Source organism: Amycolatopsis sp. NPDC047767 (assembly GCF_040704195.1).
Classification (GTDB): domain Bacteria; phylum Actinomycetota; class Actinomycetes; order Mycobacteriales; family Pseudonocardiaceae; genus Amycolatopsis.
The window spans coordinates 241,003-264,396 of sequence record NZ_JBEYSJ010000010.1; the positions used below are offsets into that span (position 1 = coordinate 241,003).

At 69.6% G+C, this 23,394-nt stretch carries 21 protein-coding genes; 8 read left to right on the forward strand and 13 right to left on the reverse strand.

Annotated features, from left to right (window positions below):
- Positions 1–55 precede the first annotated feature (55 nt).
- From AB0878_RS20750 to AB0878_RS20760, 3 genes are all read right to left on the reverse strand, one after another.
- A complete protein-coding gene (locus AB0878_RS20750; protein WP_366581866.1) occupies positions 56–1,264 on the reverse strand; it encodes a cytochrome P450 in 1,209 nt (402 codons plus the stop codon).
- Positions 1,265–1,283: 19 nt separating this feature from the next.
- Entirely contained in the window at positions 1,284–2,240 is a 957-nt protein-coding gene (locus AB0878_RS20755) for a PDR/VanB family oxidoreductase (protein ID WP_366581927.1), read from the reverse strand.
- Positions 2,241–2,379: 139 nt separating this feature from the next.
- Positions 2,380–3,078 (reverse strand): LuxR C-terminal-related transcriptional regulator, encoded by a 699-nt coding sequence (locus tag AB0878_RS20760; RefSeq protein WP_366581867.1) that lies wholly within the window; start codon positions 3,076–3,078, stop codon positions 2,380–2,382.
- A gap of 239 nt (positions 3,079–3,317) precedes the next feature.
- Here AB0878_RS20760 and AB0878_RS20765 point away from each other — a divergent pair, with 239 nt between their 5' ends.
- The gene (locus AB0878_RS20765; RefSeq protein WP_366581868.1) at positions 3,318–4,769 is read left to right on the forward strand and encodes an amidase family protein; all 1,452 of its coding nucleotides are present in this window, start codon (positions 3,318–3,320) and stop codon (positions 4,767–4,769) included.
- A 25-nt stretch (positions 4,770–4,794) separates the two neighbouring features.
- Here the strand turns inward: AB0878_RS20765 and AB0878_RS20770 are convergent, their stop codons facing one another.
- Complete coding sequence (locus AB0878_RS20770; protein WP_366581869.1) at positions 4,795–5,856, reverse strand: substrate-binding domain-containing protein; 1,062 nt, start codon at positions 5,854–5,856, stop codon at positions 4,795–4,797.
- Between the two features lie 193 nt (positions 5,857–6,049).
- On the opposite strand from AB0878_RS20770, the gene AB0878_RS20775 reads away from it, so the two are divergent.
- Positions 6,050–6,475 carry a hypothetical protein gene (locus AB0878_RS20775; protein ID WP_366581870.1) on the forward strand — a complete coding sequence of 142 codons (426 nt, stop codon included), beginning with the start codon at positions 6,050–6,052 and terminating at the stop codon, positions 6,473–6,475.
- Between the two features lie 202 nt (positions 6,476–6,677).
- Here AB0878_RS20775 and ilvD read toward each other — a convergent pair whose 3' ends face one another.
- On the reverse strand, positions 6,678–8,570 hold the full coding sequence (gene ilvD / locus AB0878_RS20780) for a dihydroxy-acid dehydratase (RefSeq protein ID WP_366581871.1): 1,893 nt from the start codon (positions 8,568–8,570) through the stop codon (positions 6,678–6,680).
- Positions 8,571–8,778: 208 nt separating this feature from the next.
- Here ilvD and AB0878_RS20785 point away from each other — a divergent pair, with 208 nt between their 5' ends.
- From AB0878_RS20785 to AB0878_RS20805, 5 genes are read left to right on the forward strand one after another with little or no spacing between them, the layout of a single operon-like run.
- Positions 8,779–9,282, forward strand: coding sequence for a MaoC/PaaZ C-terminal domain-containing protein (locus tag AB0878_RS20785; RefSeq protein ID WP_366581872.1), 504 nt, complete (start codon positions 8,779–8,781; stop codon positions 9,280–9,282).
- Complete coding sequence (locus tag AB0878_RS20790) at positions 9,279–10,553, forward strand: CoA transferase (RefSeq protein WP_366581873.1); 1,275 nt, start codon at positions 9,279–9,281, stop codon at positions 10,551–10,553. The genes AB0878_RS20785 and AB0878_RS20790 overlap by 4 nt, the downstream gene beginning before the upstream one ends.
- A complete protein-coding gene (locus AB0878_RS20795; protein WP_366581874.1) occupies positions 10,550–11,317 on the forward strand; it encodes an SDR family NAD(P)-dependent oxidoreductase in 768 nt (255 codons plus the stop codon). The genes AB0878_RS20790 and AB0878_RS20795 overlap by 4 nt, the downstream gene beginning before the upstream one ends.
- 50 nt (positions 11,318–11,367) lie before the next feature.
- The gene (locus AB0878_RS20800) at positions 11,368–12,624 is read left to right on the forward strand and encodes a CoA transferase (protein ID WP_366581875.1); all 1,257 of its coding nucleotides are present in this window, start codon (positions 11,368–11,370) and stop codon (positions 12,622–12,624) included.
- A 42-nt stretch (positions 12,625–12,666) separates the two neighbouring features.
- The gene (locus AB0878_RS20805) at positions 12,667–14,040 is read left to right on the forward strand and encodes an MFS transporter (RefSeq protein ID WP_366581876.1); all 1,374 of its coding nucleotides are present in this window, start codon (positions 12,667–12,669) and stop codon (positions 14,038–14,040) included.
- Here the strand turns inward: AB0878_RS20805 and AB0878_RS20810 are convergent.
- The 6 genes from AB0878_RS20810 to AB0878_RS20835 all read right to left on the reverse strand — a co-directional run bounded on the left by AB0878_RS20810 (position 13,945) and on the right by AB0878_RS20835 (position 20,297).
- Positions 13,945–14,886, reverse strand: coding sequence for a LysR family transcriptional regulator (locus AB0878_RS20810; RefSeq protein WP_366581877.1), 942 nt, complete (start codon positions 14,884–14,886; stop codon positions 13,945–13,947). The genes AB0878_RS20805 and AB0878_RS20810 overlap by 96 nt on opposite strands.
- Positions 14,887–15,089: 203 nt before the next feature.
- Positions 15,090–15,866 carry an SDR family NAD(P)-dependent oxidoreductase gene (locus AB0878_RS20815; RefSeq protein WP_366581878.1) on the reverse strand — a complete coding sequence of 259 codons (777 nt, stop codon included), beginning with the start codon at positions 15,864–15,866 and terminating at the stop codon, positions 15,090–15,092.
- Between the two features lie 4 nt (positions 15,867–15,870).
- Entirely contained in the window at positions 15,871–17,349 is a 1,479-nt protein-coding gene (locus AB0878_RS20820) for an FAD-dependent oxidoreductase (protein WP_366581879.1), read from the reverse strand.
- A gap of 57 nt (positions 17,350–17,406) precedes the next feature.
- Positions 17,407–18,585 (reverse strand): DUF993 family protein, encoded by a 1,179-nt coding sequence (locus AB0878_RS20825; RefSeq protein ID WP_366581880.1) that lies wholly within the window; start codon positions 18,583–18,585, stop codon positions 17,407–17,409.
- A gap of 53 nt (positions 18,586–18,638) precedes the next feature.
- The gene (locus AB0878_RS20830; RefSeq protein WP_366581881.1) at positions 18,639–19,448 is read right to left on the reverse strand and encodes a sugar phosphate isomerase/epimerase family protein; all 810 of its coding nucleotides are present in this window, start codon (positions 19,446–19,448) and stop codon (positions 18,639–18,641) included.
- Positions 19,449–19,544: 96 nt separating this feature from the next.
- Entirely contained in the window at positions 19,545–20,297 is a 753-nt protein-coding gene (locus tag AB0878_RS20835) for an SDR family NAD(P)-dependent oxidoreductase (RefSeq protein WP_366581882.1), read from the reverse strand.
- A 716-nt stretch (positions 20,298–21,013) separates the two neighbouring features.
- Here AB0878_RS20835 and AB0878_RS20840 point away from each other — a divergent pair.
- Positions 21,014–21,634 (forward strand): NUDIX domain-containing protein, encoded by a 621-nt coding sequence (locus tag AB0878_RS20840; RefSeq protein ID WP_366581883.1) that lies wholly within the window; start codon positions 21,014–21,016, stop codon positions 21,632–21,634.
- A gap of 53 nt (positions 21,635–21,687) precedes the next feature.
- On the opposite strand, the gene AB0878_RS20845 is transcribed toward AB0878_RS20840, so the two are convergent.
- Together AB0878_RS20845 and AB0878_RS20850 are read right to left on the reverse strand one after the other, a co-directional pair.
- Positions 21,688–22,584, reverse strand: a complete 897-nt coding sequence (locus AB0878_RS20845; protein WP_366581884.1) for an aminoglycoside phosphotransferase family protein — start codon at positions 22,582–22,584, stop codon at positions 21,688–21,690.
- Between the two features lie 236 nt (positions 22,585–22,820).
- The gene (locus AB0878_RS20850) at positions 22,821–23,165 is read right to left on the reverse strand and encodes a hypothetical protein (RefSeq protein WP_366581885.1); all 345 of its coding nucleotides are present in this window, start codon (positions 23,163–23,165) and stop codon (positions 22,821–22,823) included.
- Between the last annotated feature and the right edge of the window lie 229 nt (positions 23,166–23,394).

A 23,394-nucleotide genomic window follows, 5' to 3' on the forward strand; every position in this document is an offset into this window, starting at 1 on the left:
ACCACCTGGCCGGAGCGGCGTCCTCGTCGCCCCGGCCAGGTCACGTCGGCTCAGCTCACCGTGCGGGCCGTACCCGGACCGGCAGCGATTCCCAGGCGCGCAACGTGTTGTTGTGGTGGCGTCTCGTCGCGCCGGCCAACTCGATGGTCTCCACCCGCCGCGCCAGCGCCACGAGCAGAGCCTCGGCTTCCAGCCGCGCAATGTGCTGGCCCACGCACTGGTGCAGTCCCATGCCGAATCCGACGTGCGCCGACGGGTCGCGCGACAGGTCGAAGGCGTCCGGATTCTCCCAGCGGCGGGGATCGCGGTTGGCCGCGCCGAGGAACATCAAGATCTTGCGACCGTCCGGCACCGTCTTCCCGCCGACCTCGATGTCGGTGGTGGCGGTGCGGAAAAAGGTTTGCACCGGCGATTCCCACCGCACGGCCTCGTCGAACGCGACCCGCGCCAGCGTCGGTTCCCGGCGCAGCCGCTGCCATTGATCGGGGTGCGTGGCGAAGGCGTAGAGGACGGCGGCCAGGCCGTGCACCGTCGTGTCCACCCCTGCGGAGAGCAGGCTGCGCACGACGAGCGGGGCCTGCTCGAAGGTGATGTCGCCGCGGTCGGCGGCGGCCCAGATGTCGGCACCGAACCCGGTCGGGGCCAGCACGTCCCTCGCGCACTGCGCGTTGACCCAGCCGGACAGCTCGGCGACCCGCCCGTTGCCCTGTTCGACCAGATCGTTGGGCGGCCCGAAGGCGTTGAACAGGTGATCGCCGTAGGGCAGGAGGTTCTCCCTGCCCTCCTGGGGAATACCCACCGCGTCCGGGAACACCCGAAGCGGGAACGCCGCGGCGAGGTCTCGTGCCGCGTCGAACTCCGTCTCGGCCAGCACCCGCGCGACGAGCCGGTCGGCGTCGGCCATCCAGTGCTCGCGCAGTTTGCGCAGCGCGAGTGGCCCGAGGATCTTCGACAGCACCGCACGGGGTGCGTCGTGCCGGGGTGGATCGGCCTCGAGCAGCAGGCTCGGCGGGCGCCACGGCTTCTCGAACCGGAAGTTGCTCAGGCCGACACCCGCGCCGGACTGGAAGCTCTGCCAGTCGATCAGCGCCGCGTGCACCTGCTCGTACCGGCCCATTGCGAACACGTCGTAGCGGCTGAGGTGGACCAGCGGCCCGGCATCGCGCAGTTCCGCCTGGAATCCGGTCGGATCCTCCAGCACCTCGTGCGAGAAGGGATCCACCGCCGAGGTCGGCAGGTCCGAGGGGGTCAGTGTGGTGGTCATGTTTCCTCCGGGTGAGCGATCACAGGTCCAGGACAAGCCGGTCGGAACACGAGCGGGACACGCACACGAACATGCAGTCGCCCACCGCGCGCTCGTCGTCGTCCAGCAGGGAGTCGCGGTGATCCGGCAGCCCGGCCAGCACGGTCGTCGCGCACGTGCCGCAAGTGCCTTGCCGGCAGGACGACAGCAGCTGGATTCCGACGTCGTTGATGGCCTGCAACACCGTCTGTCCCGGTGACACCTGCACGGTCTTGCCCGACCTGCGCAGCTCGACGTCGAACGGTTCGTCCCGCACCGGGGCCGGCTGCTCCTTGGGGACGAAACGCTCGGTGCGCAGCTGTCCGGCCGGGTAGCTCGCACACGAGCGCTCGACGGCGGCCAGCAACGGTTCCGGGCCACAGCAGTAGACCTTCGCCTGCGAACCGGCTTCCGGCAGCCACGCCGGCAAGTCGAGCAAGCCTTGCTCGTCCTGTGGCACCACGGTGACCTTGTCGCCGTACGGGACGAGCTCGTCCACGAACCCCATGGTGGTGCGCGACCGGCCGCCGTAGAGCAGCCGCCAGTCCGCCCCGAGCAGCTCCGCCTGGTGAACCATCGGCAGCAACGGCGTGATGCCGATCCCGCCCGCGACGAACAGGTATCGCGGGGCCGGAACGAGCCGGAAGTTGTTCCGGGGCCCGCCGACCGCTACCCGGTCACCCGTGCGCAACCGATCGTGCACATACGACGAGCCGCCCCGGCTCCGCGGCTCACGCAGCACCCCGACCCGATAGCTGCAGGCGTCCCAGCGATCCCCGCACAGGGAGTACTGGCGGGTGATGCCGTTCGGCAGCACGAGATCGATGTGCGCGCCCGGTGCCCAGTCGGGTAGTCGCCGATCGCGCGGGTGCCGCAACGTCAGCTCGGTGACGCCGGCGGCCACGTCGCGCTTGTCCGCCACCACCAGTTCGACCGTCGTGGCCGGGGAAGCCGCCATCATCGATGCACCTCGCTCGTCATCGGCTGTACGACGAGGATGCGGCCGCGGCTCACGCAGCCTGAAGGTGATTCTCAATCATTGAGACGATACTCATCGGCACCGAGCTACATGCCGCGCCCGGTCGCCCTACGGCGCTTCAGCCGGTACGGGGCTGCGGTTCGGAGGCGACCAGACCCAGCCGGACCGCACGGACGGAGGCCTGCACGCGGTTGGTGGCGCCGAGCTTGCGGAGAATGCGTTCGACGTGGGTGGCGATGGTCCGGCGGCTCACCCACAATTCGGCGGCGATCTCGTTGTTGTTCATTCCGGCGCAGATGAGGGCGAGAACGTCGAGTTCGCGCGGGGAGAGGGAAGTGGCGAGCCGCATCCGATGGGCTGCGGTGAGCGGGACGAGCGTACGACGGGCCATTCCCAGTGCCGCGAGGTTCGCGGGTGTCACCACTGATTCGTCGAGGCTGAGATGGAACGAACCGAGAATCCTCCCGGGCCCGCCGTCGAGGACCATCGAGGCTCCTTGCCGGAATCCGGCCGGTACGAGGAACTCCGCGGCGATTTCGCTGTGCCGGAACCCGGCCAGGGTGTCCCAGTGGAAGATCTCCCCGGGATTGGTGGCCACGATCTGGAAGGTCGGGCTGGGGGCGAGAAAATCGCTCACGACGTAGGACACCAGTTCCGGAGCGTATCCGCGATTCACGACTGCGGCGTGTCGATGCTTGATCACGTCATAAACGGTGATCATCGCGCCGGTGTAGGGGACCTGCACGCGCAGTTGATCGAGGAAATCGTCCAGAAGCCTGGCGGGGGACGTGTCCGTCTCCGGATAGTGCTCGCTCATCGCGAACCTCCTCCGCTTCATCGCGAACGTCCTCCGTTGTCGGGGCAGGCTACACGGGCTACGGCGGTCGAGACGGTGTTCGAGTCGCCGGACCGGGCCGCCGAGAGCGCGGGCCGGCAGCAGGCGCGAAGTTCGGTCAGCTGACCGATACCGGCCCCGCCACGACCGCCCTAGCGTCGCCGATCAGAGTTCCGGGAAGCGATCCCCGCAAAGCCCGGACCGGCAGACGGAGGACTCCGATGACCGCGACGACCCCGGCAACTGCGGACGGCGACACCGCCGATCTCTGGCGCTGGTCCGCCGGCCGGATTGCCCACGGGATTGCCACGCGACAGATCTCGGCCCGCGAGGCGGTGCAGAGCTGCCTCGACCGGATCGACGCGGTCAATCCCGAGCTGAACGCGCTGGTCGAGGTGAGCCACGCCGAGGCACTCGATGCCGCGGACGAGGCCGACCGTCGCACCGTCGCCGGAGACGAGCTCGGCCCCCTCCACGGCGTCCCCGTGGCCATCAAGGTCAACTCCGACCAGGCCGGGCACGCCACCACCGACGGGGTCGTGGCATTCCGGGACAACCTCGCGACCGTCGACAGCCCGCACGTGGCCAACCTCCGACGCGCCGGGGCGATCTTCGTCGGACGCAGCAACACCCCGGCCTTCTCCTTTCGCTGGTTCACGGACAACGATCTGCACGGACGCACCCTGAACCCATGGAGCAGCGCACACACGCCCGGCGGATCGAGTGGCGGCGCGGGTTCCGCGGTCGCGTCCGGCATGGTTCCCGTCGCCCACGGCAACGACGTCGGTGGTTCCATCCGGTATCCGGCGTACGTGTGCGGCGTGGTCGGATTGCGCCCCACGGTGGGGAAGGTGGCCGGTCTCTACGGTCCCCCTGACGCGGATGCCGCTCTCTCGATGCAGTCGATGCTGGTGCAGGGGCCACTGGCGCGGACGGTCGACGACGTCCGCCTGGCACTGCGTGGCCTTGCCGGCGCGGACCCCCGTGATCCCTTCCACGTCCCGGGTGCCCCGGTGGCGCCGCCGGCGGCGAATCCGTTGCGCGTCGCGCTGATCCGTGATCACGGCGTCGCGACTCCGACGGCGGCTGTCAACAGCGCGCTCGACAGGGCCGCCGACTGGCTTCGTGACGCGGGCTACGTCGTCGAGGAGACCGAGCTGCCCGTTCTGGCCGAGGCCTACCGGCTCTGGTACCTGCTGTGCATGGAAGAGTTCCGCCAGATCATGCCCCTGGTCGAGGAGGTCGGTGACGAGGGAATGAAGAAGGCCGCCGCCGGCTTGTACGCCGGCGCCGCTGCCTGGTGGGGACAGCAGCCCAGCCTCACCGACTACATGAACGGCTACGCGAGGCGGGGCACGCTCGTCCGCGCGCTCGCCGAGTTCCTCGAGCGGTATCCGACGGTTCTCCTCCCCGTCTCGGCCGAGCAGGCGTTCGAGCACGACACCGACATCGCGAGCGTCGACAGCATGCGACGCGTGATGGCCGCACAGTCCTCGATGGTGGCGATCCCCCTCCTCGGATTCCCCGCGGTTTCGGTGCCGACCGGCGTCGTCGAGGGCCTGCCCACCGGCGTCCAGCTCCTGGGAAGACGCTTCGACGAAGAGGGCATTCTGGATGCCGCGGCCGTGATCGAGGCCCGGGCCGGTACCTGCACGCCGATCGACCCACGCTGAGGCCACGGATGTCGGGCGCGGATCGTCAGATGCTGGCCAGGATGTCGAAGCCCGTGTGGTCCGCGGTCGCCAGATACACCGTCTGCTCGGTCCGTTGAGGATCGACCAGGATGTTCCCGCGGGGGCCGCGATAGCGGGAATGCTCGGCGGTCGCGTGCAACTGGTCGACGTCGCCGGAGCCGGTTCGGTTCACCAGCTCGGCCAGCATCCACAGTCCTTCGTAGCAGGATTCGCCGGGCGCGTTGAGCACCGGAGCCTCGGGACCGAACCGGCGGACGTACCGGGCTCCGAACTGGAGGCTCTCGGCCGTGGGCAACGTTTCGAAGTAACCTGAGGCGACAAAAATGTCCTGCGCCGACGAGGCACCTATCGCCTGAAGCATGTTCTCGTCCATGAGTGTGGAGAACCGGGCGCATTGGTCGTGCAGGCCGCGTTGGGCGAACTGCCGATTGAACTCGACCGCGTCGTGCCCGACCAGGAACATCAGCACCCCGTCGCAGGCACTGCGCTCGATCTGCCGCAGGACGGCGTCGAAGGCCGACGTACCGAGGTCCACGAACGCGGCGCCGTCGATCCGCACTTTGTCCTGGTCGTGGAGGAACTGCCGGGTGAGTGCCGTGGAGCGGTGCGGCCAGGCGTAGTCGTTGCCGATCACGAACCATCGCCGCACGCCGATCTCGTCGGCCATCCAGGTCAGGGCGGGAAGCAGCTGGATTTCGGGGGTCTCACCGATCGCGAACACCCCGGGCGTCGACTCACCGCCTTCATAGAGTGCGGTGTAGACATACGGAACCCGTCCGCGTATCCGGGGCGCCAGCTGCTGGCGCACCGCGGAGAGATGCCAACCCACCACGGCGTCCATCTGTCCGGCGCTGATCAGCCGATCCACTTCGGACGCGACCCGATCCACCCCCGCCCCGCCGTCGACGATCCGCAGCTGCACCGGACGAGCGAGGACCCCGCCCGCACTGTTGATCTCCTCGACCGCCAGCCGGGCACACAGCACGCAGGACGCCCCGTAGATCCCCGCCGGCCCCTGCAACGGGACGACCAGCCCCACCCTGAAAGGCGCGTGGCGCTCGGACATCACGGCCCCGCTCCCGGACCGACACATCCCGCCGCAACGCCCATGACGGCTCGAACCGTGGCGACAGTGGCGATATTCCCGCAGGCCCCCAACCCGCTGAACGGGACAACCGGATCGAATCGCCCGAGATCCACGCGAACCCGACCGGGCGAAACGCCGGGCGTCCCGGTTCACCCGCCGTTACCATTCGCCCATGATCTGGGTGCGCACGGTGCTGGCCACGCTGGTGCTGGCCGCGGTGACCTGGCTCGGTGTCGTGCTGGACGTGTTCCACCGTGGCGGCGGCACTCTGCTGATCTGGATCAGCGCCGCCTTGATCCTCGTGATCCCGGCGATCCTCGCCCGTGACGGGGTGTTCATCCTGCTGAGCGTCTTCGTCGCCGGCATACACATCGTGATGATCTTCATGGCCGGACTCGCCGCCGTCGACGGGCTGATCTTGGAGACGCGCGGCGTGCACGTGCGGGCGACCGCAACCGGCTACACCGACCACTGGACCGCCGAACAGTTCACGCCACCGAGCAGGTACACGCGCAACGCCCTGGCCGTCGTCACGCCCGACGGGCAGCACGGCATCGTGGCCGTGAACGGCGACAAGCCAGCTCGGTTGTCGACGTAGTCGCCGACCCCGCAGCGGCGGTGGACCTGCATCGACCCGATGAGGTCGACTTCATCGTCGGCCTCGTGATCGGACTCGTCGATTTCTTGATGATCTTCGGGTGGGTCTACTGGGCGAGCCGGTCGCGGTCCAGACGCCGCCGCTCGTCCACCGAGGTACCGGCGGCCGCGGAATAACGGTCCTGCGGCGCGGCCGTCGGTGATCAGGGTTGCCGTGCCGGGGAGTGCGCCTCGGCGGAGCGTGACCGCGCGGGGCTGGGGATGCGGCGCACCGCGCCGGTGTCGGCGGAGGTTGCCATGGCGGCGTAGGCGCGCAGGGCGTTCGAGACCGGACGGTCGCGATCCTGAGGAGTCCACGGTCGCTCCGATGCGTCCATCTTGGCGCGGCGTTCGGCCAGGACTTCGGCGGGGACGTGGAGTTCGAGGCGGCGTTCGCGGACGTCGATGATGATCCGGTCGCCGTTTTCGACGAGGCCGATGGTGCCGGCCGCGGCGGCTTCGGGCGCGACGTGGCCCACGGAGATTCCGCTGGAGGCGCCGGAGAAGCGGCCGTCGGTGACCAGCGCGCACCGGGCGCCGAGGCCGGTGCCTTTGAGGAACGCCGTGGGGTGGAGCATTTCCTGCATCCCGGGGCCGCCGGCGGGGCCCTCGTACCGGACGACCAGCACGTCGCCGGGTTTGATCGTCTTGGTGAGGATGACCGACACCGCCTCCTCCTGGCTTTCGACGACCAGCGCGGGGCCTTCGAAATGAAAAACGCCTTCGGGGACGCCGGCGGTTTTGATGATGGCGCCGTTCTCGGCGAGGTTGCCGCGCAGCACCGCGAGGCCACCGTCCTTGGTGTACGCGTGCTCGAGGTCGCGGATGCAGCCGCCGGTGGCGTCGGTGTCGAGTGAGGACCAGCGGTTGTCCGTGGAGAACGCTTGTGTGGTGCGGACACCGCCCGGCGCCGCGTGGTAGAGTTCGACGGCCGCGGCCGACGGCGAGGTGGCGCGAATGTCCCAAGTGGACAGCCAGTCCGACAGCGACGCGGCGTGGACCGTGTGCACGTTCTCGCGGAGCAGCCCGGCCCGCCAGAGCTCGCCGAGGATGGCGGGGATGCCGCCGGCGCGGTGGACGTCTTCCATGTGGTAGTCGGAGTTCGGTGCGACCTTTGACAGGCAGGGCACGCGGCGGCCGATGGCGTCGATGTCGCTGATGGTGAAGTCGACTTCGCCTTCCTGTGCGGCGGCGAGGATGTGCAGCACGGTGTTGGTGGAGCCGCCCATGGCCATGTCGAGCGCCATGGCGTTCTCGAAGGCCTCGCGGGTGGCGATCGAGCGGGGCAGGGCGGAGGCGTCGTCCTCGCCGTACCAGCGCTTGCACAGCGCCATCACCGTCCGGCCGGCCTCCTGGAAAAGCTCTCGACGGGCACGATGGGTGGCCAGCGTGGAACCGTTGCCGGGCAGCGACAGTCCCAAAGCTTCGGTGAGGCAGTTCATGGAGTTCGCGGTGAACATGCCCGAGCACGAACCACACGTCGGGCACGCGACCTCTTCGACGGCCGTGAGCGCGTTGTCGTCCACGTCCTTCGAGGCCGACGCGGCGATTGCCGTCAGGAGGTCGGTCGGGGCCTGGGCGACGCCGCCGACGACCACGGCCTTGCCGGCTTCCATCGGTCCGCCGGAGACGAACACGGTGGGGATGTTCAGGCGCATGGCGGCGTTGAGCATGCCGGGTGTGATCTTGTCGCAGTTGGAGATGCAGACGAGGGCGTCGGCCTGGTGCGCGTTGACCATGTATTCCACGGAGTCCGCGATGATCTCGCGTGAGGGCAGCGAGTAGAGCATGCCCGAGTGGCCCATCGCGATGCCGTCGTCGACGGCGATCGTGTGGAACTCGCGTGCGATGCCACCGGCCTCTTTCACGGCCTCGGCGACGATCTCGCCGAGGTCCTTGAGGTGGACGTGGCCGGGCACGAACTGGGTGTAGGAGTTGGCGATCGCGACGATCGGCTTGCCGAAGTCGCTGTCGGTCATCCCGGTCGCGCGCCAGAGCGAGCGCGCGCCCGCCGCGTTGCGGCCGTGGGTGGTGGTCCGGGAACGAAGAGTCGCCATCGCCGTCCTTCTCCAGAAGTGCTTCGGGTGACTCGACTCTGACCGGTGCCATCCAGGCATGCAACGCACTGGTTCGAGGGAATTCTTGCGACGTTGGCAACAGTGGCCGCACAAGACTCAACAGATGAAGGCGGCAGATGAATTGATGCCCGCCGTCACCTCGCCTTAGCGTCACGGCAACCCCCAGGGCGCGAGGAAAGGAAACACCGTGGCAGCACGTGGTCTCACCTGGAGTCAGCTGTACGTCGGCCAGGAGTTCGAATCGGCGACCCGGACCATCACCGAAGGCGACGTCGTCACCTTCGCCGGCACGACCGGCGACTACTCCGAAGTCCACGTGAGCCGGGCCTACGCCGAGAAGACCGAGTTCGGCGAACGGATCGCCCACGGTTTGCTGGGCCTGTCCATGGCGCACGGGCTGATGCTGGGCGGTGGCCTGCTGTTCGGGACCGCCATCGCGTTCCTGGGAATCTCGGACTGGTCGTTCAAGGCCCCGATCCGGTTCGGGGACACCATCCACGTCCGCTTCGTGGTGGACGAGCTGCGCCGCCGGACCAAGCGCCCCGACCAGGGCGTGGTCACCTTCGCCGTGGAGCTGGTCAACCAGCACGGCCAGGTCGTCCAAAGTGGGCGCAAGGCGATCCTCCTGCACACCGAACCGGAGGATGCGCTGCTTTCGACGGAGCACCAGGCCGTGGAACCCGCGCGATGAGCGGCGGCGCAGGACTGCGTGAGGTGTACGAGGGCGTGCGCGTTCTCGATTTCACCCAGCTGGAGCAGGGACCGTCGGGCACGCAGGTGCTCGCGGACTTCGGCGCCGAGGTCATCAAGATCGAACGCCACGACATCGGCGAGATCGGCCGCGACCACAGCCCGCGGGTCAACGGCATGAGCCCGCACTGGGCCGCCAACAACCGCAACAAGCTCAGCCTCAGCCTCGACCTCAAGGCCCCGGGAGCGCGTGACGTCCTCGAACGCCTGGTAAAAACGGCGGACGTGGTCGCCAGCAACTTCCGGCCCGGGGTCATGGAGCGGCTCGGCCTCGGCTACGACGACCTCCGCGCGATCAACCCGCGGATCATCTGCGCGTACGCCTCGGGTTACGGGCGCTCCGGCCCCTACGCCGAGCGTCGCGGGCAGGACCTGGCCGCGCAGGCCATGGGCGGGGTCCTGGCCCTGACCGGATCCGCAGACTCACCCACCGCGGCCGGCACGTACGCCATCGACTACGTCGCCGCGATGCACTTCGCCCAGGGCATCATGCTCGCGCTGGCCGCACGGGAGCGCACGGGGGAGGGGCAGGTCGTGGACTCGTGCCTGCTCAACTCCGCGGTGGCGCTGCACCTGCAGGAGGCCACGACCTACCTGAACACCGGGCGGGAGTACCCACGCCCGGCAGAAGGCATTGCACACAGCCACTCGACCGCCCTGTACGCGCGATACCGCACCGCCGACGACCGGTGGCTCGTGCTCGTGGGCGAGTACTTCGTGGACCAGCCGTGGCAACGGGTCTGCGACGCGCTCGGACTCACCGAACACCGCGACGACCCCCGCTTCGCCACAACGCGCGGGCTGGCCGAGCACGTCGAGGAAACCCACGCGCTGCTCCAGCACGCCTTCGACGGCCTGTCGCTCGACCAGGCCCTGAAAGCGCTGGAGGAGCAGGACCTCCTCGCCGCCCCGGTCAACGACTACCCGCACCTGTTCGAAGACCCGCAAGTCCTCCACAACGAGCTGGTCGTCACCGCCGAGCACCCGCACGCCGGCACCGTGAAGCTGGTCGGCCCGCCCGTGAAGCTCAGCGCCACCCCCGCTCGGGTGCGAAACGCCCCGCCGACCGTCGGGCAGGACAACGAGCAAGTCCTGGCCAGCCTCGGCTTCACGTCCACCGAAGTCGCCCGGCTCCAGGAAACCGGGGTCGTCGGGATCGAGAACCGGCGGCACCGTGAAACCGGTGTCGCGCACTGGGGGCCGGCCGAATGAACGGGACTCCTTTCGCCGGCCGCCGGGTGCTCGTCACGGGCGCCGGCCGCGGCATCGGGCTGGCCACCGCCCGTCGCTTCGCCAGCTTCGGCGCCGACGTGCTCATCGCCGACATCGACGCGGACCTGGCCTCGGCGGCCGCGCAGGGCATCCGCGCGGACGGCGGCCGAGCCGAGGCGTTCCCCCTGGACGTGACGTCCGCGGAGGCGATGGCCACCGCGACCGACCGCGCGGGACACCTCGACGTCGTGGTCGCCAACGCCGGCATCCAGCTGTTCGGCCCGGCTTCGCAGCTGGACCCGCAGGACTGGGACCGTGTACTGGAGGTCAACGGGCGCGGGACGCTGCTGACCCTCCAGCTCGCCGCGCGGTGCCTGGGCGACGGCGGCGCCATCGTCGCCCTGGCGTCGATCCAGGGGTTCCTGCCCAACGCGCTGTCGGCGCACTACGCGGCGTCCAAGGCCGCCGTCGCGAGCCTGACCAAGTCGTTCGCCGCCGAGCTCGCGCCGCGGGGCATCCGCGTCAACGCCGTCGCCCCCGGCCGCATCGCCACCGGCATGTCGGACCATGCCGACGCCGAGATCGGCCGGCTGACCGGGCAGGACGCCGGCCTCGCGCTCGAACGCCGGATCAAGGACAACCCCCTGGGCCGGCTCGGCCGTCCCGAGGAAGTCGCGGCCGCGATCACCTTCCTGGCCTCACCGGACGCCTCCTACATCACCGGCGAGTGCCTGAAGGTGTGCGGCGGCGACTTGATGACCTGATCCGCACCACCGCCCGCACCACCCGCCCGCACCGAAACCGAAGGGGAACCGTGACAGACGCCTTCGAGGGAATCCGGATCCTCGACTTCACCCAGCTGGAACAGGGCCCTTCGGCCACCCAGGTCCTCGCGGACTTCGGGGCCGAGGTCATCAAGATCGAGCGCATCGACGTGGGCGAGATCGGCCGCAACCAGCAGCCGCTGCTGGCCGCCGGGTTCAGCCCGCACTGGTCCGCCACCAACCGCAACAAGAAGAGCATCACCGTCGACGTGAAGAGCGATGCCGGGCGCGAGCTGATCCTCGGCCTCGCACGGGACGCCGACATCGTCGCCAGCAACTTCCGCCCGGGGGTCATGGACCGCCTGGGCCTGGGCTGGGAGCAGCTGTCCGCGGTCAACCCGCGGATCATCGTCGCCTACGCGACGGGCTACGGCCTGTCGGGTCCCTATGCGCACCGCCGCGGCCAGGACCTGGCCGCGCAAGCGGTCAGCGGGTTGATGGCGCTCACCGGCACCCAGGACACGGGCCCGGTGCCGACCGGCACGTTCATGATCGACTACCTCGCGTCCATGCAGTTCGCCCAGGGGATGATGATCGCCCTCGCCGCGCGGGAACGCACCGGCCGCGGCCAGGTCGTCGACTCCAACCTGCTCAACGCCGCGATCACCAGCCACCTGCAGGAAGCCGCGACCTACCTGAACACCGGACGGCGTTTCCCGAGGCCCACCGCCGGTGTGGCGCACCCGGGCAACACCGCGCTCTACGGTTACTACGAGGCGGCGGACGGCCTGTGGTTCACCCTGATCGGCGAGTACTTCGTCGATCATCCGTGGCAGCGCGCCGCCCGCGCGTGTGGACTGTCCGAAAAGGACGTCAACGACCCGCGCTTCCAGACCGTCGAAGGACTGCTCGAGCACACTCGCGAGACCTGGCAGCTGCTCGCCGAAGCCGTCGCCAAGTTCCCGCGCGAGGAGATCATGGCGCGCTTCGAAGCCGAGGACGTCCTCGTCGCCCCGGTGAACGACTACGACGACCTGTTCACCGATCCTCAGGTCGTGCACAACGAGCTGGTGATCGAAGGCGACGTCGACGGGGTGGGCCGGGTCAAGTGGATCGGCATGCCGATCACCCTTTCCGACACCCCGGCCCGGTTGCGCGCGGTCCCGCCGAAGATCGGCGAGCACAACGAAGAAGTCTTCACGGCGGCCGGCCTGGCCGAGGAGCGCATCGCGGCGCTGAAGAACGCGGGGGTGATCGGATCCGAATCGGATCGAGAGCGCGGGGGAAACGGGCCCCAGTGGTCCTGAGTTGTCCGTAGCCATCACCGTCGAACCAGAGAAAGTAGGAAGATGAGCGCTCACAGTCCTGCAGCGTCGCAGGGAGACGCGAGAAGCATCCGGAAGATCGTGCTGGCGGGCAGCCTCGGCACGCTGATCGAATACTACGACTGGGCCCTCTACGGGTACGTCGCGGCCATCATCGCGCCGCTGTTCTTCCCCGGGAACGACCCGACGGCGGCGCTGCTGTCCACTTTGGCCGTGTTCGCGCTGTCCTACGTCATCCGCCCCATCGGCGGGATCTTCTTCGGCGCCTTCGGCGACAAGTTCGGGCGGCGGCCGGCGCTGCTGGTCACCGTGGTCGGCATCGGCCTGGCCAACACGGCCATCGGGTTCCTCCCGACCTACGCCAGCGTCGGTGTGCTGGCGCCGATCCTCCTGCTGATCGTCCGGATCGCGCAGGGCTTCTTCGCCGGCGGTGAGGTCGGCGGCGCGGCCACGGTCATCACCGAAGCGGCACCGCCGGGCAAAAAGGGCTGGTACGCGTCGTTCGTCCCCGTCGGCACCAACGGCGGGTTCGCCATCGCCTCCGCCGCCGTCGGCCTGGTGTCGGGTCTGGTGACGACCAGTGCGATGAACGAGTGGGCCTGGCGCATCCCGTTCTGGGCCGGGCTTCCCCTGACCATCGTCTGCTTCCTCGCCCGGCGCTTCCTGCCCCGCATCGACGACGACAAGAGCCCCCGGCACGGGTTCCCCCTGGTCTCCGCGTTCCGGTCGTACCCCGGCCCGCTCATCAAGGGCATCCTGCTCGGCATCGGCGTCCAGGGCACCGCGTACGTCGGCGCGACCTTCCTGTCGATCTACCTCATCACCAGCCTGCACTACGCGAAGACACCCGTCTACTGGATCACCGCGGGCGGCACCCTCTTCGGCGTGCTGATGACACCGCTGGCGGGCCGGCTGGTCGACCGGATCGGCTCGGTGAACGTGACGATCATCGGCCTGGCCACCTACGCGATCGTGACGTACCCGGCGCTGGTGATCATGGACTTCAACAACCTCTTCCTCGCCGGCGTCGGCTACTTCGTCGTCGCGGTCAACATGGCGACGGCGCAGGCGGGCAACTACACCCTCACGCCCCAGCTGTTCGGGCCGGAGGTCCGCTACACCGGCACCGCTCTCGTGACCAACGTGTCGGTGGTCATCGCGGGCGGAACGGCGCCCTACATCTGTACCTGGCTGGTCAGCTCCACGGGCAACCTGCGCTCGCCGTACTTCTTCGTGCTCGGGGTCAGTCTGATCGGCATCGCCACGCTGCTGACGATGCGCCGGCTGAACGTGGCGCAAGGCTCACGGCTCGGCGGCGAGCACGCTGATCCCGGTGGGCAGGCTCATTCTCCGCAGTTCCTGAGCAGCGACCTTCCGGAAACGGCGGGCGGTCGGTGACAGCTCGGTGTAGGGCCGGGAGATAACGGCCAGCACCCGATGTGGGCCCGGCCCGACGATCGGCACCCGTGTCAGATCGTCGAGCCGGTAACCCATGAACTCCAGCGCCGGCAGGGCGGACACGCCGAACCCGGCGCGAACCAGTCCGCCGAGTGTGGCGATGTTGGCGACCTCGAACCGCAGGCGGACTTCCGCTCCCGCGTCGGCGAGCGCCTGATCGGTGATGGCCCGGATGCTGGTGCCTTGCCGCGCGGCCACGTACCGCTCGGCGTCGAAATCGCTCCAGGTGACCGCGTCCCGGTCGGCCCATGGGTGGTCGTCTGGGGCGACGCCGTAGAACTTCTCCTCCAGCACCGGCGTGACCCAGAGTCCCTGCGGCACCTCGACGTCGGCGGTGATCGCCACCTCGACCGTGCCTTGTTCCAGGTGACGCAGCACGTCGTCGTTCCCGCCGTCGACGAGGTGGAAGTCGAGTGCCTCGTTGCCGCTGAAGAACGCGCTCAGCAGCCTCGGCAGGACCGCCGCCGCGAACGACGCGAGGGTGGCGAGCGCCAGCGTGCCCAGCTGCGCTTTGGCGTAGCGGTCGAAGCGCTCGAGCCCCACCGACAGCGTGTCTATGAGCTGGTCGGCGACCTTGAGGAACTCCTCCCCTTCCGCGGTGACGACGACGTTGCGCGTGTCCCGCTGCAGCAGCGTCACCCCCAGCGTGCGCTCGAGCTGCGAAACCGAACGGCTCAGCGTCGACTGCGACAGGTTCATGTGACGAGCGGCGCTGGTGTAGCTGCGTGTCCTGGCCACCTCGCGGAACACGCGGATCTGGTGCAGGGTGACGTCGTCGACGGCCATGGTCCTTCGTACTCCGCTCGCAGGTCGCCCCGGGTGTCCGGCACCGGGAACCGAGCCGGGGCTTGCCCGGTCCAGGCCTGTCCCCGGTCAGCATGTCATCGTCACCGCGCCGCGACCGCGCGACCGGGCACGGGGAAAGGCCGGCCGGACGGGGGTTTCCCGTCCGGCCGGCCTTTCCGGTGCGCGGCGTCAGCCGGGTGGAATCAGACCACCGACTGGGCGCCGTCCACCGTCAGCACGTGGCCGCTGACGAAGGACGCGCTGTCGGACAGCAGGTAACACACGGCTTCGGCCACATCCTCGGGCCGGCCGAACCGGCCGAGCGGGATCTTGCCGAGCCGCTCCGCCCGGGACACCGGCTCCTCCAGCGTCGGGGCCGTCAACCGGGTCGAGATCACGCCCGGGGCCACGGCGTTGACCCTGATCCCGTGCTCGGCCAGCTCGAGCGCCAGCGAGTACGTGAGACCGACGATCGCCGCCTTGGCCGCGGAGTAGTGGGCGAGGTTGACCCGCGGCTGCCACGCCGCGATCGAGGCGAAGTTCACGACCGCGCCGCCACCGGTGGCGGCCATCGTCCGCGCCACGGCCTGCGTGACCACGAAGGTGCTGCGCGCGTTGACGGCCAGGACCCGGTCCCAGTCGTCGGCGGACAACTCCAGCGCGGCTTCGCGGTTGTGGGCCCCGGCGACGTTGACCAGCCCGGTGATGGGCTTGCCGTCCGCGAGGGTCTCGATCGCCGCGCACGTCGCCGGGGTGTCCAGCAGGTTGGCGGCGGCTGCGGCCGAGCCGAGCTCGGCGGACAGCCCGGACAGCGCGGGCGAGTCGAGATCCATCAGCAGCACTTCGGCGCCGCGGGCCGCGGCCGTGCGCGCGACGACGGACCCGATGTCCCCGGCGGCGCCGGTGACCAGGATCCGGTGGCCGTCGAGCTGGTCGGCGAGCTTCGGGGTGCCGCGGCGGGGCTCGGTGGAGGTGCTCACGGGGTCACTCCTCGTCTTTCGTCGCCGACCACAGGGCGCGTTTGGCTGCGATGCGGCCGGAGATGAACGCCCAGCCGACGTGGTTGCCGTGGCCTTCCAGCAGGAGACCGCCCTGTCCGTTGGACCCGGCCGCGAACAACCCCGGGACCGGGTCGTCCTGCTGGTCGAGGACGCGCATGTCCGTGTCGATCGCCAACCCGCCCTCGGTGAGCACGATCCAGCTCTTGAGCGGCCCGAGCGCCACGAAGTTCTGCTCGCCGCCGGCGGACTGCCCGAGCGAGAGGGCGAGCTTGCGCGGATCGGCGCCGATCTTGGCCGCCAGGTCCGCCACCATCCGCGCGCTGTGGAAGATGTCGCGCCGGTTGCGGCGGTAGTCGTCGATGTAGGCATACGCGACACCGGGCGCGGTCGAGATGAAGTTGGGCCACTTCTTGAACTGGGTGGCCGTGGCCTCGTCCATCACCAGGTAGCCCTCGCCGCCGGGCTGGTCCGGCAGCTCCAGCTCCGGGCTCGCGCTTTCGTCGGTGAACCGCTCGCCGTCGGCGTTGACCAGGATCGCGCCCTGCTTGAAGACGTTCGGCGACGGCGCGAGGTAGGAGGTGGCGAACGACATGATGAACGGCCGCTGGATCGCGTCCGGCAGCCACCGCAGCGCCAGCAGCATGATCGTGGTCAGGATCGGCCACGGCGGCAGCTTCTGCAGCAGCAGCTTGCGCGGCGGAGCCACGAACCGCATCTCGGGGCCGACCGCGAGGTCGCCGTTGAGGATGCGGCCGCCGACCTCCATCCCGAGCCGCAGCCCGTCACCGGTGCTGGTCGGGTTGATGCCCTCGACCCGCGCCGCCCGGGCCGTGGCGAACTGACTGGTCTTGATCTCCACGCTCGAGCTGAAGTCGCCCGCGGCCAGCACGACTCCGCGCCGGGCCCGGATGACGCGCCGGGCGCCGCTCGTGGTCTCGGTCTCGACCCCGACGACACGGCCTTCCTCCACGACGAGGTGGCGCGCCGCCGTGTTCGTGAGGATGCGCACGCCCGCTTTCCGCGCGGCTCGCTCGAACCAGTAGATGTAGGCCGAGGAGTTCGGCAGGACGTTGTGCATGCGCGGGCTGCGGTGCGGCGGTTCGGGCATGGGGCCGAAGAGCGCGACGCCGTGGTCCTGGACCCAGTGCAGGGTGTCCGCGGAGTTGTCGACGTACACCCGCCGCAACGCGAGGTTGTCGCGCTCCACAAGCGGACCGGCGAACTTCGCCATGTCCTCGAAGTGCTCGCTCGGCGCGTCGGCCACGCCGGCTTTGCGCTGCAGCCGGGTGCCGTTGGCGGAGAACGAGCCGATCGACCGGCTCGTGGTCCCGCCCAGCTCGGCGTTCTTCTCCAGGAGCGCGACACTCGCGCCCATTTCGGCCGCCTGGGTGGCGGCGGCCAGGCCCGCGCCGCCGCCGCCCACGACGACGAGGTCGTACGTGATCGCTGATTCTGTGGACAAAGTCGCTCCTTCGCGGCTATCCGATTCGGGTTCGCGGTCGGTCTCGGTGCGCCGCGTTCAGCTCGCCGCGTCCCACCCGGCGACGGTCAGCACCGCTCGCATGCGCTCGGCGGCCAGCGCCGGATCGGGCAGCAGACCCAGGGCGTCGGCCTGCCGGAAGACGTCGGTGAGGTGGTTCACCGACCGCATGCCTTCCCGGCCGGTGACCATCCGGAAGTGGTCCTGGTGCCCGGAGAGGTAGGCGAGGAACACGACCCCGGTCTTGTACTCCCCGGCCGGGTGCTCGAACAGCCGGCGCGCGAGGGTGAGCGTGGCCTCCATGTCGGCGGTGAAACCGTCGGGATCGCCCGCGTCCAGCTTCTGGAAGGCGACGGACGCGATCGGCGCCAGCGGGTCGAGGACCCCGAGCAGACCGTGGCTGTGGTGCTCGCCGTCGCCGCGGATCAGCTTCGGGTAGTCGTGGTCGTCGCCGGTGAAGACGACGACCCCGTCGGGCAGCTCGCGGCGCAGGCGCTCCTCGCGTTCCACGTCCAGCAGGGAGAACTTGAACCCGCGCAGCCGCTCCGCGTGGCGTTCGGCCAGCGTGACGACCGCCTTGAGGGCCTCGTCCACGTCGGTGTGTCCCCAGTAGCCCCGCAGAGCCGGGTCGAACACCTCGCCGATCCAGTGGACCAGCGCGGGGGTCTCGACGCGTTCCAGCACCCGGTCGTAGACGTAGGCGTAGTCCTGGGGACCCGTCGCAACGTGGGCGAGCACGTGGCTGGCCCGCAGGACCGCGCCGCGGCCGAGGCCCTGGATGAAGTCGAGCTGTTCGAGGTAGGCGTCGGCGATGTCGTCCAGCGTCGGCGAGGTGACGTCGAGCTGATCGGTGCCCGCGCCGCAGACGATCTCACCGCCGGCCTCGGTGGCGGCCTCGCTGGAGCGGCGGATCAGGTCCTTGGTCTGCGCCCAGGTCAAGCCACCCGGGCCGCGCTCGGAGGTGTCCATCGCCTCGGCCACGCCGATGCCGTAGCGCCACAGGTGGCGGCGGAACGCGATCGTGGCGTCCCAGTCGACCGGGGGCTCGACCCCCGGCGTGTACTCGCCGAGCGCAGCGGCGACGACGTGCGGCGCCGCGAAGACGTCACGCTGGGCGAACGGGGCGGCCGGCGCGGGGAACTCGCGGGCGGGGCCCATCGTGTGCTGCTCCGCCGTGCCGTCCGGACGCGGGAGCTTGAGGGTGATCGAGTCGGCCATGCGAACTGCCTTCCGGGAGGAGTGGTTGATGAGGGAAACGCGGTGGCCGCGGGTCACCGTGCGGTCGTGAGCAGGCGTGCCGTCCGCTCCCGCAGGTCCAGGGCGTAGTCGAGATCGGAACCCGGCCGCGGCTCGTCGCTGAGGACCTCGACCTGCCAGCGGCCCGTGTAGCCGACGCTGTCGACCAGCCGCACGAAACCCGGCAGGTCGATCACCCCGTCACCGGGGCGGCCGCGCCCGCGCAGGAGGTTCGTCGTCGGGACCAGCCAGTCGGACAGGTCGACCGCCATGAGGTGGGGGGCGGCCGCGCGAACGGACTCGGTCAGATCCGGGTCCCACCACACGTGGTAGACGTCGAGGGTGATGCCCAGCCACTCGGAGGCGAACTCCTCGGCCAGCGCCGTCGCCTGGGCGAGCCGGGAGACGGACGAGCGCTCCGCGACCAGCATCGGGTGGAACGGCTCGATCGCCAGCCGCACCCCGCGGGCCTGGGCCTCCGGGAGGATCCGTGCGAGCCCCGCCCGGATGCGGCTTTCGGCCTCGGCGAAGGTGGTCGTCACACCGCCGACCACGACGACGACCGTCTCGACGCCCAGCCGTGCGGCCGTGTCGAGCACCGCCAGGTTCGACCGCCACCGCGCGTCGTCGTGGTCGTCCTCGGTGAAGTAGCCCAGCCGGCAGAGGCTGAAGACCTCGACGCCGAGGTCTTCGGCGGCCTTCGCGACCACGTCGACGCTGTCGTGGTGGACCGGAATGTCCCACACGCTCGCGGCCATGCCGGAGTCTGCGCAGACCTTCAGGAACTCGGGGGTGGAAAGGTCCAAAAAGGACCCCTGGCTCAGCACCAGCGAATCGTGGGACATCAGGCCGCTCCTCGCTGCTCGCTGCCGGTGAGGCTTGGTGAGGCTGTGTTCGTCAACTTTCCGTCAGCTCCGTTTCTTCGGTGGTCGGGTGGGCGGTCAGAGCATGTAGTCGCCGCCGGACACGTGGAGGCACTCGCCGGTGAGGTAACCCGCGTCGTCGGAGGCGAGGAACGACACGACCGAGGCGATGTCGGCGGGGCTGCCGGGCCGGCCGGCCGGGATCTGCCGGATCCTGGCGGCCCGCGCGGTTCCCGCCGCGCTACCGTCCAATTCGGACTCGAAGGCATCGGCCCGCGCCCACAGCTGCGTGTCGATCATCCCCGGCGCGATCGCGTTGACCCGCACGTCCGGCGCGAACTCGAGCGCACAGGACTTCATGATGTTCAGCGCCGCCGCCTTCGACGCGGCGTAGTGCGGCGAATGCGGCGTCCCGAGCCGCGCCGAGCGCGACGCGATGACCACGATGCTGCCGCCCCGGCCCGCCGAGCGCAGGTGCCGTCCGGCTTCCCGGGCCGTGAGGAACGCGCCCCAGGCGTTGACGTCGAAGACCGCGTCCCACTCCTGCTTGGTGACGTCGAGCAGCTCGTTGAACGTCTGCCGCCCGGCGTTGACCACCGCGATGTCCACCGGTCGCGCGAGCAGCTCCTCGGCGCGGGGCAGAAGGGCACGTACTTGAGCCTCGTCGGTCACGTCGACCTGCAACGCCTCCGCGGTACCGCCTTGCTCGCGCAGCGTCTTGGCGGCCTGCTGCGCGGCGTCTCCGTTCACATCGGTGAGCAGAACCGCGGCGCCGTCGGCAATCAGCCGCGTCGCGATCGCGAGCCCGATTCCCTGCGCCGCCCCCGTCACGACTGCGGCTCGTCCGGCCGGCCTCATGACAGGATCCCGTCGAACCGGCGGTGGCGCGCCACCGCGCACGGGTGATGATCGATCGTCACTGATCCTCCTGGGTGTCCTTCACCGGCGGCGCTCGCGAACCGCCGGAATCCACGGCTCCGGGCACGACGGAACCCCGCGGGCATCGCGGACACCCGCGTTCGTCGATCCACAGAGCACACTCGCCACCGGCCGGGTCCCGCCGTGGCCGGCGATCAATCAGCCGGACTCGCCGACGGGTTCGACCGCCGACCGTGCGGCACCGAGAGAGGCCGCCGAGTCCCTGAAAGTCCGCACGCATCGACACTGGCGCCCGCGATTGAAATACGCAACGCACTGATCCGGGAAATCTGTTGCGTTCTCCGCATCATTCTGTGCACGCGCTTCAAGAGAGGTGGCCGGGGGAACCGCGGTCAGGGCGTTCTCGTGGCGGGAACAGCTCCGTCGCCTGCTCGCCGTCCCTGCGCACGCCCTGCGCGACGGTGGTGGCGGCCGTCGAGACCGGTCACTCGGCCGTCGGAGTTGATGTGGGCGCCACAGAGGAACCGTGGCAGCTGGGTCGTCGTGATCGGACGGATCGGCAAGGCCCGCATCGACGGCGATGATGATGGCGATCCACCCCGCCACCGAGATCCTCCCGTGCCGTCTGCCGGTTCGGCGATCGGCCGCGCGCCTCTTACGCTGGCGGGGTGAGCGACTCTGCGGATGGTCGGGCCGCGTTTCAGGTCCTGGTGTTGCCGTACCGGCATACCGCGCAGGGCACGGTGTACGCCTTGTTCCGACGGGCCGATGTCGGCTATTGGCAAGGTGTCGCCGGCGGTGGTGAGGCGGGCGAGTCCCCGGTGCAGGCCGCTCGGCGGGAATTCTCCGAGGAGGCCGGGCTGGTCGGTGACCGCGAGTTCGTCGCCTTGGACGCGCGGGCCACGATCCCGGTCGTCAACGTGACGGGCGAGTTCACGTGGGGTCCGGACGTGCTGGTGATCCCGGAGTACGCGTTCGGTGTCCGTGCCGAGGACACCGAGGTGACGTTGTCGCATGAGCACACGGAGTTCGCGTGGTTCACCGTGGCCGACGCAGCGGCGGCCGTGCAATGGGATTCCAACCGCACGGCCCTGTGGGAACTGGGCCACCGGCTACGCCACACCCCGGCCCAGCGGAGCGGGGTTCATCCGTGGCCGGTTGACGTGCCGGCGGCCCGTCCACCGACTGCGCCGGGCGATCATCCAATCCAGCCAATCGGCAGACGCTCCGCACGGGCTCCTCAAGACGCATCACCGGAGCCCAGCGCCGCGTCTACCTTGCAGTTATAGCTCGATCAAGATCATGTTTGCTGCAACTTCAGAGAAGTCCGAAGAAGCGTGCATCAAACACCCTTCAGAACACGATCAAGTGCCGCCCGGCCCAGAGGTCCCCAGTGAGGCTTGCCGCCGGGGAGACCCTGATCTCCGTTCTTCCCCATGAGCATCAGGAAGAGGCTCTTCATAGCAGCAAGGCCGCGGGCGCGCCGGATCGTTGCCTCGTCTGCGTGCGCGTAAGTGTCGAAGAACCGTGCGGCCGTGGCCGTGGGTAGCAGCACCCATGCGGCAGCGAGATCCCACGCCGGGTCGCCGGCGAACATGTCACCGAAATCGACGATGCCCGAGAGCGTTCCGTCCGAGACGACGACGTTCGCGGGATGGAGGTCCCCGTGCACCCACATCGGCGGGCCCTCCCACGCCTGGGCCGCAACGGCGTCGTCCCAGACGGCCCGGACGTCGGCAGCGATGTCGTCGGGGACAACGGCCCGGAGGAAGTTCTCGAAGCCGCCCGTGCAATTCCTGGGATGGGCTCCGCGGTCTGTGGCGATCGGCGCCTCAGCAGGCGCCTCCACATGGAGCGCCTGGAGGAAGCCCGCCAGTGTGTCGGCCGCGTGGGCGCCGCGGCTGATCGTGCCGTGGTCCAGCGGCTCGCCGGGAACCCATGTCATCACGGTCCAGTGCTTGGGGAAGCGCTCGGACGGCTCGCCGAACCGCACCGGGGTCGGCACCGGGAGCGGCAGGCGCGGGGCCAGCACGGGTAGCCACCGACGCTCCTTGAGCTGGAGCTCCGGGGTGGGGTGCATGCGCTGCATGCGCACCGCCAGCTCGTCCCCGAGGCGCCACATTTGGTTGCCCCAGCCGCCCGCCACCTCACGGATGGCCAGCCCTGCAAGGTCCGGATGTTGCTCCTGCAGCAGGTCGCGGACCAGGTCTGCGGTGATCCCGATCTCGGTGTCGGTCATACAAATTCACAGTAGTGAGCCGGCGTCCCGGCTGCTTCCGTTCTCGGCCTCCGCAACTCACCAACTACATCGCCAGGTCCCTGCTCGAGACCGGCGGCTTCAGGCCGCAACTACACCCCCGTCTGTGAAGAGCCGGATACGCTGCGGCGACGCAGTAAATCGAGAGAGCGAAGCCAGGGGTTCCATGAGCCGGCCGTTGCTATTACTCGACGTCGACGGACCCCTTCGAGCGGCAGTTAGGGCTTGACGAGGAAAATGCCGGTCATCGATCGACGCTGCCCGTTCGGCGCGAAGACCGCCACTCCGTTTCCGGTGTCGACCTCCAGGCGGTAGCCGTCGATCGTGCGCAGTACTTCGGAGCCGTCGGGTCGCTGGTGGACAACGCCGCTGGGCAGGCCGGTGGGGTCGAGGTTGAGGAGCACGAAGGTCAGCCCGGATTCGCAGGGTGCGTTCCAGTAGACGATGCCGTCGGCGCCCAGGTGGTAGGGGATGACGGTGTCGAGCTGGACGGTGCCGGGCTCGTCGACGTCGGCGGCGAGCAGCAGCATGCGGACCGTGCCGTCAGCTGTGGGAACGTTCATGCCTTCCGCCCTCCGTCAGGTTCGTGCGAGTTGGCTCGTCGCCGGCGCCGTCGGTATCAGCCCTGGGCCGCCGGTGATGGGGAGACGGAGCGCAGCGCTCAATCCGTTGCACGGCGGAGGTCACGTGTCGCGCCAGTGTTGTTGGGCGGGGCTCCGCTGACGCGGGGGACAGCAAGTGAAGCCGGGGCGGGACCGGTCCCGGGCCGGCATGGCAGTCTCGTTCCCGGGC